Consider the following 12,202-nt stretch of genomic DNA (forward strand, 5'->3'; position numbering starts at 1 on the left):
GCACCTTGCCTGCCTTGTGCTTCCAGCGGCGACCGGGCAGTACGGAGAAACCGAGTTGACCGATTCAAGTCGGTCCACCGCCCTGCCGGCGGCTCCTGCGTCTCTGCGCGAGCGCGCAGATGAGCGTGTCCGGCATGAACGCGAAGACGCCAAGGCGCAACCGGGCGCCAAGCGTGTGCCGCGGTGGACATCCCAATCCAAATCCGCAGGGCAGCGTAAAAAACGCGCTCCGACTTATGCGGCCTTGGATCTGGGGACCAACAATTGTCGCCTGCTGATTGCGCGCCCGACCGAGAACGGGTTTCGCGTCCTGGACGGCTTTTCGCGCATCGTACGGTTGGGAGAAGGACTGAGCCAGACCGGCAGGCTGTCGGAAGCCGCAATGGATCGTACGATTGAAGCGCTCAGGATCTGTAAAAACAAACTGGCTCAGCACGATGGCGTCAGGGCGCGGATCATCGCTACCGAGGCTTGCCGATCGGCGTCTAATTCGGCAGTGTTTCTGAGTCGTGTGAAGCGTGAACTGGGCATGGCGTTTGAAGTCGTCGATCGCAAAACCGAAGCAGAACTGGCCGTCACTGGCTGCGCTGACCTGATCGAAACCGATGCCCCTGGTGCCATACTTTTTGATATCGGGGGTGGATCTTCCGAATTGGCCTGGCTTGACTTCCGCGGGGGACGTCCGCGCAATCAAGGCAAGACTTCAGCTTCTATCCGGTCATGGCAGTCATTGCCTGTCGGGGTTGTCTCGATTGCCGAAAAATTCGGCGGTATTGACGTTACGCCTGAAATTTTCGAGGCGATGGTCAATCACGTAACTGAACAGTTGCGCCATTTCCGCGGTCGCGAAAAACTGCGTGGCATGTTGGCCAGCCACCCTGTGCATTTTCTCGGGACCTCCGGTACCGTCACCACACTTGCCGGTCTCTATCTCGGGCTTGAACGTTATGAGCGTTCCAAAGTCGATGGCCTTTGGATGCACGCCGATGATGTGGACGCAACGATGCGCGTTCTGCTGGCAATGAGCTATGACAAGCGTACAAGCAACCCGTGTATCGGCAAGGAGCGCGCCGATCTCGTCATACCGGGCTGCGCTATTTTCGAGGCGATTCGACGTGAATGGCCCTGCCAGCGCATCCGGGTCGCCGATCGCGGTTTGCGCGAAGGCATTCTGATTTCAATGATGTCGGAGGATCGCGTCTGGATGCGCGGCCGTCCTGGACGCAGGCGCAGAGGTAGCGGCAATGCCAAATAAGCCCACAGGCAAGGGCGCGGGGCGTCGGGGCGACCGCGACCTCAAAACCCGCGTCAAGACAGCGCGTAAACGCACGACCTCTTCGACGCTCTGGCTGCAGCGCCAGCTCAACGACCCATATGTCGCGCGCGCGCGCGCCGAAGGTTGGCGCGCGCGTTCGGCTTTCAAACTGTTGGAGCTCGACGAAAAATACGGGTTGCTCAAACCGGGGATGCGCGTCGTTGATCTGGGAGCTGCGCCGGGAGGATGGTGTCAGGTTGCCGCCAAGGCCGTTCATTCCGATCCAGAAAACCCCAGCGTTGTTGGTATCGATTACCTTGAAATGGACCCTGTGCCAGGGGCTGCGCTGCTACAGCAGGACTTCACCGAAGATGACGCGCCCCAGGCGCTGATCGACCTTCTCGGTGGCCGCAAGGCCGATATTGTTCTCTCGGACATGGCAGCGCCGACCACCGGTCATAAGCCGACCGACCATATCAGGATCATCGCTCTGGTCGAAATCGCTGCCGATTTTGCACTCGATGTTCTGGCCCCGGGCGGCACGTTCGTCGCGAAAGTTTTCCAGGGCGGCACCGAGCATGAGCTGTTGGCAATGCTCAAGCGCAATTTTACAACAACGTTCCACGCCAAGCCGCCGTCGAGCCGCTCGGAATCGGCCGAAACCTATCTCGTCGCGCGCGGATTTAAGGGCCAGCGGCAGGACTAAAGCTAGTTCTGGCCTTGGCGCCCTCAAAAGCGCGGGGAGCGCCCTTGATAGCCGTGTTGCTGGGTTTTCTCCAGTGCTGCCTGCCGTTGGGCGGCGGTGCGTTGGCCCGAAATGTCGCTCCCGGCTTCTTTTTCCAGCCGTAGATACGGAATGACCGCCATAAATGAGACGGCGGCGATAACGAAGAAAGCTATGTGAAAGTCGGTCATGCCCAAAGGCTGGCCGCGCACATGGCTCGAAAGCTCCAGCACGCCGCCAGCCATAGCGACCGCGAGTGCTGTCGCTATGGGACGCATAACGGCGTGCACCGCCGTTGCCGGGCCTGCTTCGTTGTCATCGATATCTGCAAATGCTAGGGCGTTCTGGCCAGTGAAGTAGAGTGACCGCACGATCCCAACAATGAAAATCACGAGCATCATCACAACAACTGGCGTCTGGGGCATGAAAGTCCCCTTGATGACCAGTCCCAGTGAGGACAAGACACCGGCAGCGATAAGGGCAGTACGAAAGCCTATGCGCTGGTAGATCGGCTTGGCGATAAACTTCATGCACAAGGCGCCAAGAGCCCCGACAAAGGTGATCATGCCCGATTCGAACGGGGTGTACCCGAACCCGACCTGCAGCATGAGCGGCAGCAGAAACGGGGTTGCGCCCGCACCGATCAGAAAAAGCGACGTCCCGAGCACTACAGCGCGGTAGGACGGGTGCAGGAACAGCCGTGGGTCCAGAAGCGGATGCTCAATGCGCAGGGCGTAGGGTACGTACACGATAGCCGCCACCAGCCCGACGCTTGTGGAAACGATGGCGACCCAAAGAGGCAGGACCGGCATTGAAAGCAGCGATAGCCCGAACACGATCCCGGAAAAGGCAATGGCCGAGAGAAAGAACCCAGGAAAATCCATAGGGCGTGGCGTGGCCGATTCGACCTCGGGAAGGTATTTGGTGATGAGCACAACGCCGAGAAGACCGATGGGCACATTGATGATGAATATCCAGTGCCAGGACAGGAATGTGGTCAGAAATCCGCCTATGGGAGGTCCCAGTGTCGGCCCGATCAGTGCCGGAATCGTAAGCCACGCCATGGCGTTGACGAGATCCTTGCGCTCGGTCGTGCGCAACAGGATGAGGCGCGCCAGGGGACTCATCATCGCGCCGCCCATGCCTTTGATAAAACGCGCCATGACAAATTCGGACAGTGAGCCGGAAAACGCGCATGCTATCGAACCGAGCATGAAAACGAGAATCGCGGCCCGGAAAACTGTCTTGGCGCCGAACTTGTCGGCCAGCCACGCGCTGATCGGAATGAAGATCGCAAGCGCAACGAAATAGGCGGTAAAAGCCAGTTTGAGCGCCACTGGCGTCGTGCCGATGTCGGCTGCAATGGAAGGCAGGGATGTAGCAATGACCGTCGCGTCCATGTTCTCCATGAACAGGGCGACCGCCAGAATAAGCGGGATAAGGCGGGACAATGAACCGAACCAGAAATAGATGTTATTTTTATTGCGCCCATCATTGCCGTTTAGGTCGTGCGTGACAATGAGTTGAAGGGATAAATTTGGCCCATCGAACCTTTCGACCCTCCCGCGCGTTGATGCAACGGGTTTCACCGATCGGGCACACATTATGTCGCAACGCCGCTTCTATCTCGTCCTTAACGTCAACTCCGGCACCGTGCAGGCGCTGGGGGTGACGTCAGACTCCCTCAAGGCGATGTTTGCCGAGCACGGGATGGAGGTCACCATCGATGCGGATCCGGGCACCGAGCTGTCGGATCGCATCCGCCGCGCCATTGAAAGCGATGCAGATACGATCATCGCTGCGGGTGGCGACGGCACAGTTACGGCGCTGGCAACTGCCGTTATCCATTCCGACAAGAACCTTGCAATTCTGCCGCTGGGCACTGCCAATCTGCTGGCGCGTGATTTGGGCATGCCGCTCGATCTCAACGATGCGATTGGTGCACTGCGCGATATGGAGCCGCTTTCGATTGACGTTTCCGAAGTCAATGGCACCATCTTTCTGCATAAGGCGGTCATCGGGGTTATTCCCGAATTGGCGGCCGGTCGCGAGTATATTCGCGGTCAGGGGGTTGGCGCCAAGATCGGCTTTATCCGATATTTCTTCCGCCGCATTTCGCGCGCCCGCCGGTTGGCGTTGGAGATCGCAACGGGCGATGGAGCGTCCCGCGTTGAGCGCGTGCAGGCCATCGCCGTCGCTTCAAACGCCTATGACGAGGGGCTGGGGCGGTTTTTCCATCGCGACAAGCTCGATACCGGGCTGTTGACGATCTACGTTCTCCGCCACCTGCGCGTCGGCGATGTATTCAGGCTGGCGACAGGCATGTTGGCGGGCCATTGGCGCGATTATGATGCGCTCAGCATCTCGACAGCGCGCTCAGTCACCATCCGCACCAAAAAACCACGACTTCAGTTGATGATCGACGGTGAAGTCCAGTCCATGGAGGCGCCTTTGCAATTCAAGATTTATCCCCGTGCCCTTTCGGTGCTTGCGCCCCTTCATGCGGTGAAGGAAGAAATTGCCGAAGAACAGTCAGAAGTGGCCGGTCACCCGGGAGCGGCGGGGCAATTGGCCTGATGCGACTCGTTCATGTTTCAGACTTGCATTTCGGTCGGCACGACGACAACGTCGTGGCGTCAATGGCATCGGAAATCGCTTTTCAGAACCCCGATCTTGTTGTGATCTCTGGGGACTTCACACAGATCGGAAGCGCCGCCGAATTTGCCCGTGCCCGAGAGTTTCTCGATCAATTGCCAGCGCCATATATTGCTGTTCCCGGCAATCATGATGTGCCCGAACGCAATCTCGTCAAGCGCTTCATCAATCCCTACGGTCATTATCGAAAATACATCAGCGCCGAACTCGAACCGTTCCTGCATGAAGACGGCGTTGCGCTTGCCGGGCTCAAGACGTCCCGCCGCGCCAATCTTCATTCCCTCAACTGGTCTGACGGTGCCATCAATAGAGCTCAGCTTGAGCGTCTGGAAAACCGGTTTTCGCAAGTGCCCGATGAGACGGTCAAAGTCGTGATCGCCCATCATCCGCTCATGCATCCCGAAGAGCCAATGGTCCGCCACCAGCAGAAGGTCCGCCGCGCCGACAGGGCGCTGGAGGTCTTCTCACGGATCGGGGTGCGGCTCGTACTTTCGGGCCATTTTCACATGTCGTACGTCCGCCGCCACGCCCATGCCGGGGAGGTGCGCGAAGCTGTACCTTCCGGCCCGCGCGAAAGCAGCGAGGGCCACATTCTGGTCGCTCAGGCTGCTTCGACCACATCCACGCGCCTGCGTGGCGAGCCAAATGCTTACAACCTCATAGATATCGAGGGGCAGGAAATCACCATCAGGGTTCGTCAATGGTCTGGCGAGGGCTGGGCGACACTCGAAAAGGCGCAGGAAACAGCTTGAAGCGCACGCTCGATCTGCGAACCGGCCAGCCCGTCTGGCTGAGCTACCGCACCGCCAGAATTCCTGAAAAACCGTTGGAACGCGATATCACGACTGATGTCTTGATCGTGGGGGCCGGAATATCGGGTGCCATGGCGGCAGATTTACTGACCGCCGCCGGTCATGATGTCGTTGTCATCGATAGGCGCGGTCCGGCAGAGGGCTCAACCCCTGCAACAACGGCGCTTGTTCAGTACGAAATTGACGTGCCCTTGCGCCAACTCGTTTCGGCCATTGGAAGGGACAAGGCTCTCCGGGCCTGGCGACGGGCCAGGCTGGCTGTGCTCAATCTCAGGGGACGTATCGAGGCCCTGGAGATCGAGTGTAACATGGTGCCGCGCGAAACCCTTTTTCTGGCTGGCAACATTCTGACTGGTCATGCCCTGCGCGAAGAAGCCGAAGCCCGCGCGGCTGCCGGTCTCTCGGCTGACTACCTCACCGCCGGCCAACTGGCGGATGCCTACGGGATCGACAGGGCAGGGGCAATTTTGAGCCGCGACAACCTCGCTCTCGATCCCGTCAAGCTCACGTCGGGACTTCTCGAGCGCGCGCTGGATCGAGGCTGCCGGTTTTTTGCACCCGAACAGGCAACCGATTTCGTTCACACACCCGAGGGCGTTCGCGTGACCACGCAGTCCGGTCACCAGATTGCCGCCGGGCACGTTGTTCTGGCCACCGGATATGAACTGACCGATATCGTACCGGCAGACCGTCACCGCATAATATCCACTTGGGCAATTGCCACGCGACGGCAAAAGAGGACGGATTTGGTTCCAGGCGAGCCTTTGATCTGGGAGGCGTCAGACCCCTACCTTTACCTTCGCACCACCCATGATGGCCGCATCATTTGCGGGGGCGAGGATGCTGAATTCGAGGACGAGGCCCGACGTGACGCTTTGATTGCGGACAAAACGGCACGTATTACTGCAAAGCTGGCCAAGCTGCTCCCATCCATCGATCCAACGCCAGAATTTGCTTGGGCAGGCAGTTTTGGAAATACGACCACCGGTCTGCCGTTGATTGGTCCGGTCCCGCATCGGCCAAAAATCTTCGCGCTGATGGGCTACGGTGGAAATGGTATTACCTTTTCACGTATCGCTGCCGAGCTTGTCACGACGGCGTTGGCGGGTCATGTCGACGCCGATGCTGACATTTTTGCTCTATGATCGAATGGCCGCATCGGTGCGTTTTTTGCTGCCATGAGGGCCATCAGTTCCGTGGAAACGCCTTAAAAGGGCTTTTATCGCGTTGACAACTGGTAGTGTTCCCCGTTTATCGGACGACACTTACAACTACACCGAGAGGCTGCATGCGGCTCGTTTTCGTAATCCCCGCCTATAATGAAGAGGCAATGATCGGTCAGTGCCTGGATGCGGTGATGGCTGAAATCAAGCGCAGCGGTCATCCCGCCGATGTCGTCGTCGTCGACAACGCTTCAACCGACCGGACCGGCGAAATTGCCGCGGGCTATCCGGGTGTTCGGGTGGTCAGGGAAACGAACAAGGGCCTCGTCCACGCCCGTCATGCAGGCTTTGTGGCGTCTGAGGGGTATGATCTGGTCGCCAACATCGATGCCGATACAATGGTGCCGGAAGGCTGGCTGACGACCGTATTCGACGAGTTCGAGAAACACCCCGAACTGGTTTGCGTTTCCGGTCCATACCATTATTACGATCTCAAGCGCAGCCAGTTGGCTCTCGTTGAAGTGTTTTACGCCTTCACCTATTTCACATACATCCTGAGTCGCTTCATCCTTCGCGTTGGTTCGGTGATTCACGGTGGAAACTTCGTATTTCGCCGCGAAGCCTGGGAAAAGACCGGTGGCTATGATCGCTCGATCACTTTTTATGGCGAAGACACCGATGTTGCCGTACGCCTGTCCAAAATCGGCCCGGTCAAGTGGACACATAAGCTGCGCATGAATACTTCGGGTCGCCGTATTGAGCAGGAAGGCATCATCCGCACTGGAATGGTCTATGCCAAGAATTTCTTCTCGATGACGTTCCGCGGAAAGCCGGCTACCGTCGATTATCGCGATATCCGCGAATAGGAAGTTTTTCAGCCAATACCGAAATATATGTACCCAAGTGTCGGGATCGGCGATGCTGGTCCGTCTTATTGCTGTTGGGGTGACTATGCCCCCATTCAACAAAGTGAGGACGACACATGACAAAAATGATCTTTTTGAACCTGCCTGTCCGGGACCTCCAAGCAGCTACGCGCTTTTACGAAGCGATCGGCTGCACAAGGAATACCGAATTTTCAAATGATGAAGCATCGTCGATGGTGTGGTCCGAAGCGATCACTTTCATGCTGCTCAAGCACGAGCATTTCGCAACCTTTACCTCAAAGCCCATTGCCGACGCACACGCTACAGCGGGAGCACTTATTGCGCTGTCATGTGATAGCCGCGAGGCAGTTGATGCGATCACGGAAACGGCTGGCAAGGCAGGCGGCAAGGCCGACATCCGCGCTCCCCAGGATTTGGGTTTCATGTATGGCCGCGCGTTTGAAGACCTCGATGGCAATATCTTCGAGCCGGTCTGGATGAACATGGACGATGCCGCAAGCGCTCAGTAAGGGGAGGTTGATAGTGTCCGGCATCACCAAGTTGAGCTGCGATTGCGGAGAGGTTGTCCTGACATTGAAGGCCGACCCTTTCATAACAACCGAGTGTCACTGCACCAGTTGCCGCACTGCGGCGACGGCACTTGAAATTTTGCCATTGGCGCGCCCCATGCTCAGCCCGAACGGGGGGACCCAGTTTGCGCTCTATCGCAAGGATCGGGTGTCAATCGACAAGGGCATAAGCGTGTTGACCGCCTTTAGGCTCAAACCAGAGTCCCCCACGCGGCGTGTCGTTGCATCATGCTGTAATACCCCTGTATTCCTGGAGTTTCAGCACGGTCATTGGCTGAGCGTTTATAGCAGTTTCTGGCCCGAAGGCGCTTCGCTGGCGCCTGAACTGCGCACGGTTGTTTCCGACCGCGAGGGTATGGCTGATCTCGACAATGATGTTCCCGCCGGCAAACTTCCAACTGCCGGGTTCTACGCGCGGCTTCTTGGTGCCTGGATCGCCATGGGGTTCAAATCCCCCACCATCGCGCTATCACGACCTGATAAGGCGATCTCTGAAATGACCGCCTAGTCAAGAATGGCTGTATTCGGGGTGACCGGCGCGGCTACTCGGCGTCTTCGAGTTCTGCCAAAATGGTCGGTATCAGTTCGCTGACTGTGGGGTGGATGTGCATTGTGCGCTTGAGGTCAGTGTACGCCATCCCGGACTGGATCGCGTCGAGCAGCACGTGAATAGCCTCGTCACCGCCGACCCCGAATATGGCTCCACCTAGGATTGTGCCCCTGTCAGCGTCGACAATGACCTTCATGTAGCCCTTGCTCTCGCCCTTTTCCTTGGCGCGTGAAACCCGCGTCATTGGCCGCTTGCCGATAAGAACACGATGGCCGCTTTCTTGCGCCTTGGCCAAACTCATCCCCGCGCGGCCAAGGGGCGGGTCGGTGTACAGGGCGTAGGCGTCCACGCGCGTTTCGACCGAGCGGTTGCCGCCTTCGAGATTGTCCGCGACGATCTCGAAATCGTTGAACGCTGTATGGGTGAAGGCGCCCCGTCCATTGCAGTCGCCCAACGCCCATACCCCCTGGACCAGAGTTTCAAGGCGCTCATTGGTGACGATATAGCCCCGATCGTCAGTCTTGATGCCTGTGGCCTCAAGCCCGAGATCATCGGTGTTGGGTTGGCGGCCGATTGCAACAAGCACATGCGTTCCAGCAATTTCAGTTGCGCCATCCGAGCAATCGATCCGAACGATCGGTCCATTATCGGACGCGGCAAACGCGATGCAGTCGGCATTAAGCCGTATATCGATACCTTCATTGCTCAGTATATCGGAAACGGTTTGCGAGGCATCCTCATCCTCGCGTTTGAGCAGACGGGGGCCCCGTTCGACAATCGAAACCTTGCTACCAAAGCGCGCAAACATTTGCGCGAACTCAAGCCCGATATACCCTCCGCCGACGACGACAAGATGGCGAGGGGCCGCAGTGAGCTCGAGAATGGTGCTGTTGGTCAGAATTTCAATATCGTCGATGCCCGGATAGTCCGGCATTGCTGCCCGTCCGCCGACGTTGAGAAAGATTCTTGGTGCCTCCAGGGTTCTATCGCCAACGGTAATCCTATGGTCGGAGATAAACCGCGCGTGGCCTTGAATGAGCGTGAGATTTTCGGTTCCGCTTAGCCAATCGTTCAGCCCGTTCCGAGATGCATGAACAACATCATCCTTGCGGGCTTTGACGGCAGCCATATCGACATTGACGGGGCCGGTCAGACGGACACCGTACTCGGCAGACCGACGCGCCATATGCGCGACATACGCGCTGGCCACCATCGCCTTGGTCGGCGTGCATCCTGTGTTGACGCAGGTCCCGCCCAACAGCTTGCGTTCAATCAGCGCAACCGACTGTCCTTGCCCTGCGAGCCGCGCCGCAAGGGAGGGGCCAGCCTGGCCAGCGCCGACCACTATGGCATCAAACCGCTCGCTCATGTCACCAGCCAGACGGCAAGCAGCGCGAGTCCGATGGCAACAGCGTCTTCAAGCAGTGCAATAGGCCGGTCGTTGCCGCCATTGGATGCCACAAGACGCCTGCGGGCTTGATGCCCACCCAGCGTGCCGAGCACGGCGCCAACTGCTCCTGCCATCGCTCCGCTGATCCAGGTAGTCGAGGGCAAGCCCAAAATCCCTCCGCCCAGCGCTCCCGCCACAATTCGTGCACCGAACTGGACCGGAACGGTGCGGCCGGGAGCCTGCGGCAATTGGTCAATCACAAATTCGCCCAAGGCAGCAACAGTCAAGATCGCCAATGTGATCGGGTGACCGAGGAAAGAAAAAGGCGTCGCTGAAAGATCGATCCATCCCAGAAAAGCCGCCCAACACAGTGCGGCTGCGGGGGTCATCGTTCGCAGGCCGGCGCTGATGCCCAAGATGAGAGATAGAATGAAAACCATGCCCGAGCCCTTAGTTGGAAGCTCCATTCTAGCACTGGCGGGCATCCGAAGCGAGATGAGGGCGCATCACCCACTTCCCAAAGACCTGACTCGGTGTTAATGACCCTCGCCAACCCAAAGCCGGTGTGAGTCTACTTCCCGCATCGGCCAAGCGGACATTGCGGACGCTGTGGATCGGTCATAAAGCCGACTGCACGTCACGCTAAACCATCGACATTCATCCGTTCTACGATGAAGGGCACGAAAGGGGCTGGCCTTGGCGAAGATTATTTCCTCTATCACTGGTGATGCTGCACTGACATTTGACGACGTGCTGCTTCAGCCCGCCCGTTCGGACGTGCTGCCAACCGACGTCAACATCAAGAGTTTTGTCACCAAAGACATAGCGCTCAACCTGCCGATTTTGTCTTCGGCAATGGATACTGTAACCGAGGCTAACATGGCCATTGCCATGGCGCAGGCCGGCGGCATGGGCGTTATCCATCGTAACCTCACGCCGGAGCAGCAGGCTGAACAGGTCAAGCAGGTCAAGCATTTCGAGTCCGGCATGGTGGTCAATCCCATCACCATTGGTCCCGACGCAACGCTTGCCGATGCCTACGCGCTGATGGATCGTTACAAGATTTCCGGCATTCCTGTTGTCTCCAATGGTGGTTCTGGCGGTCGCAACAACGGCAAGCTGGTTGGCATCCTGACCAACCGAGATGTCCGCTTTGCCTCCAACGATCGTCAGAAAATCTCCGATCTCATGACCCGCGAGCAGCTTATCACTGTGCGCGAAGGCGTGAGCCAGGAGGAAGCCAAGCGCCTTCTCCACCAACATCGGATCGAAAAGCTCCTCGTCGTTGACGAGCACCAGAATTGCATCGGGCTTATTACCGTCAAGGATATGGAAAAAGCCCAGCTTCATCCCTCCGCCATCAAGGACGCACAGGGCCGCCTTCGCGTTGCCGCTGCATCTACCACTGGCGACCAGGGTTTCGAGCGCTCCATGGCGCTGATCGAGGCGGGAGTCGATCTTCTGGTTATTGATACTGCGCATGGCCATTCGGTGCGCGTTGCCGAGGCTGTCGAGCGCGTGAAGCGCGAGTCCAACGCGACCCGTATCGTTGCTGGCAACGTGGCCACCGCCGAAGCTACCAAGGCGCTGATCGACGCTGGCGCGGATTCCATCAAGGTCGGCATTGGCCCGGGTTCAATCTGCACCACACGTATCGTCGCCGGTGTCGGTGTGCCCCAATTAGCAGCCGTCATGGGCTGTGCTGAAGAGGCAGACAAACAGGGCGTTCCCATCATCGCCGATGGCGGCATCAAGTTTTCGGGCGATCTGGCTAAGGCACTGGCCGGCGGCGCTTCGGTTGCCATGGTTGGCTCGCTGCTTGCCGGCACCGACGAAAGCCCCGGTGAGGTTTATCTTTATCAAGGGCGCTCGTACAAATCCTACCGTGGCATGGGGTCGGTCGGCGCCATGGCACGCGGTTCGGCAGACCGCTACTTCCAGCAGGAAGTCAGCGATCAGATGAAGCTGGTGCCCGAAGGGATCGAAGGCGCGGTGCCTTACAAGGGACAGGCCGGTGCCGTGCTGCACCAGCTTGCCGGTGGTCTTCGCGCTGCTATGGGCTACACGGGCGCCAAAGATCTCGAAACCTTCCGGCGCGAAGCAACGTTCGTAAAGATAAGCTCTGCGGCACTAGGCGAAAGCCACGTTCACGATGTGACGATCACGCGCGAGAGCCCAAACTATCGCGGAAAGTAGT

Annotated in this window: 12 protein-coding genes; 9 read left to right on the top strand and 3 right to left on the bottom strand. The window is 58.3% G+C overall.

The window, feature by feature from the left end:
* Positions 1–55 precede the first annotated feature (55 nt).
* Both ACN0TA_RS06005 and ACN0TA_RS06010 read left to right on the top strand, forming a co-directional pair.
* The gene (locus ACN0TA_RS06005) at positions 56–1,255 is read left to right on the top strand and encodes a Ppx/GppA phosphatase family protein (protein WP_417580806.1); all 1,200 of its coding nucleotides are present in this window, start codon (positions 56–58) and stop codon (positions 1,253–1,255) included.
* The gene (locus ACN0TA_RS06010) at positions 1,245–1,961 is read left to right on the top strand and encodes an RlmE family RNA methyltransferase (RefSeq protein ID WP_417580808.1); all 717 of its coding nucleotides are present in this window, start codon (positions 1,245–1,247) and stop codon (positions 1,959–1,961) included. Before ACN0TA_RS06005 ends, ACN0TA_RS06010 begins: the two co-directional genes overlap by 11 nt.
* 23 nt (positions 1,962–1,984) lie before the next feature.
* On the opposite strand, the gene ACN0TA_RS06015 is transcribed toward ACN0TA_RS06010, so the two are convergent.
* Positions 1,985–3,430, bottom strand: a complete 1,446-nt coding sequence (locus ACN0TA_RS06015; protein ID WP_417580810.1) for an MFS transporter — start codon at positions 3,428–3,430, stop codon at positions 1,985–1,987.
* A gap of 154 nt (positions 3,431–3,584) precedes the next feature.
* Here ACN0TA_RS06015 and ACN0TA_RS06020 point away from each other — a divergent pair, with 154 nt between their 5' ends.
* The 6 genes from ACN0TA_RS06020 to ACN0TA_RS06045 all read left to right on the top strand — a co-directional run bounded on the left by ACN0TA_RS06020 (position 3,585) and on the right by ACN0TA_RS06045 (position 8,573).
* On the top strand, positions 3,585–4,556 hold the full coding sequence (locus ACN0TA_RS06020) for a diacylglycerol/lipid kinase family protein (RefSeq protein ID WP_417580812.1): 972 nt from the start codon (positions 3,585–3,587) through the stop codon (positions 4,554–4,556).
* A complete protein-coding gene (locus tag ACN0TA_RS06025) occupies positions 4,556–5,386 on the top strand; it encodes a metallophosphoesterase family protein (protein WP_417580814.1) in 831 nt (276 codons plus the stop codon). The genes ACN0TA_RS06020 and ACN0TA_RS06025 overlap by 1 nt, the downstream gene beginning before the upstream one ends.
* The gene (locus ACN0TA_RS06030) at positions 5,383–6,591 is read left to right on the top strand and encodes an NAD(P)/FAD-dependent oxidoreductase (RefSeq protein WP_417580816.1); all 1,209 of its coding nucleotides are present in this window, start codon (positions 5,383–5,385) and stop codon (positions 6,589–6,591) included. Before ACN0TA_RS06025 ends, ACN0TA_RS06030 begins: the two co-directional genes overlap by 4 nt.
* A 143-nt stretch (positions 6,592–6,734) precedes the next feature.
* The gene (locus ACN0TA_RS06035) at positions 6,735–7,475 is read left to right on the top strand and encodes a glycosyltransferase family 2 protein (protein WP_417580818.1); all 741 of its coding nucleotides are present in this window, start codon (positions 6,735–6,737) and stop codon (positions 7,473–7,475) included.
* A gap of 116 nt (positions 7,476–7,591) precedes the next feature.
* Positions 7,592–8,005, top strand: coding sequence for a VOC family protein (locus tag ACN0TA_RS06040; protein ID WP_417580820.1), 414 nt, complete (start codon positions 7,592–7,594; stop codon positions 8,003–8,005).
* A 13-nt stretch (positions 8,006–8,018) separates the two neighbouring features.
* The gene (locus ACN0TA_RS06045; RefSeq protein WP_417580822.1) at positions 8,019–8,573 is read left to right on the top strand and encodes a GFA family protein; all 555 of its coding nucleotides are present in this window, start codon (positions 8,019–8,021) and stop codon (positions 8,571–8,573) included.
* A gap of 34 nt (positions 8,574–8,607) precedes the next feature.
* On the opposite strand, the gene ACN0TA_RS06050 is transcribed toward ACN0TA_RS06045, so the two are convergent.
* Both ACN0TA_RS06050 and ACN0TA_RS06055 read right to left on the bottom strand, forming a co-directional pair.
* A complete protein-coding gene (locus ACN0TA_RS06050) occupies positions 8,608–9,984 on the bottom strand; it encodes an FAD-containing oxidoreductase (protein WP_417580824.1) in 1,377 nt (458 codons plus the stop codon).
* Entirely contained in the window at positions 9,981–10,445 is a 465-nt protein-coding gene (locus ACN0TA_RS06055) for a DUF4126 family protein (protein ID WP_417580826.1), read from the bottom strand. Before ACN0TA_RS06055 ends, ACN0TA_RS06050 begins: the two co-directional genes overlap by 4 nt.
* Positions 10,446–10,701: 256 nt before the next feature.
* Between ACN0TA_RS06055 and guaB the strand changes: the two genes are divergently transcribed.
* Positions 10,702–12,201 carry an IMP dehydrogenase gene (gene guaB, locus ACN0TA_RS06060; RefSeq protein ID WP_417580828.1) on the top strand — a complete coding sequence of 500 codons (1,500 nt, stop codon included), beginning with the start codon at positions 10,702–10,704 and terminating at the stop codon, positions 12,199–12,201.
* Position 12,202 lies beyond the last annotated feature (1 nt).

Origin of the sequence: Pelagibacterium sp., from assembly GCF_048264985.1 — a bacterium.
GTDB lineage: Bacteria > Pseudomonadota > Alphaproteobacteria > Rhizobiales > Devosiaceae > Pelagibacterium.

Bases quoted from the DNA above. Each gene is read 5' to 3' on its own strand.
- ACN0TA_RS06010 (WP_417580808.1), top strand. From the start codon at position 1,245: ATGCCAAATAAGCCCACAGGCAAGGGCGCGGGGCGTCGGGGCGACCGC.
- ACN0TA_RS06020 (WP_417580812.1), top strand. From the start codon at position 3,585: ATGTCGCAACGCCGCTTCTATCTCGTCCTTAACGTCAACTCCGGCACC.
- ACN0TA_RS06025 (WP_417580814.1), top strand. From the start codon at position 4,556: ATGCGACTCGTTCATGTTTCAGACTTGCATTTCGGTCGGCACGACGAC.
- ACN0TA_RS06035 (WP_417580818.1), top strand. From the start codon at position 6,735: ATGCGGCTCGTTTTCGTAATCCCCGCCTATAATGAAGAGGCAATGATC.
- ACN0TA_RS06040 (WP_417580820.1), top strand. From the start codon at position 7,592: ATGACAAAAATGATCTTTTTGAACCTGCCTGTCCGGGACCTCCAAGCA.
- ACN0TA_RS06050 (WP_417580824.1), bottom strand. From the start codon at position 9,984: ATGAGCGAGCGGTTTGATGCCATAGTGGTCGGCGCTGGCCAGGCTGGC.
- ACN0TA_RS06055 (WP_417580826.1), bottom strand. From the start codon at position 10,445: ATGGTTTTCATTCTATCTCTCATCTTGGGCATCAGCGCCGGCCTGCGA.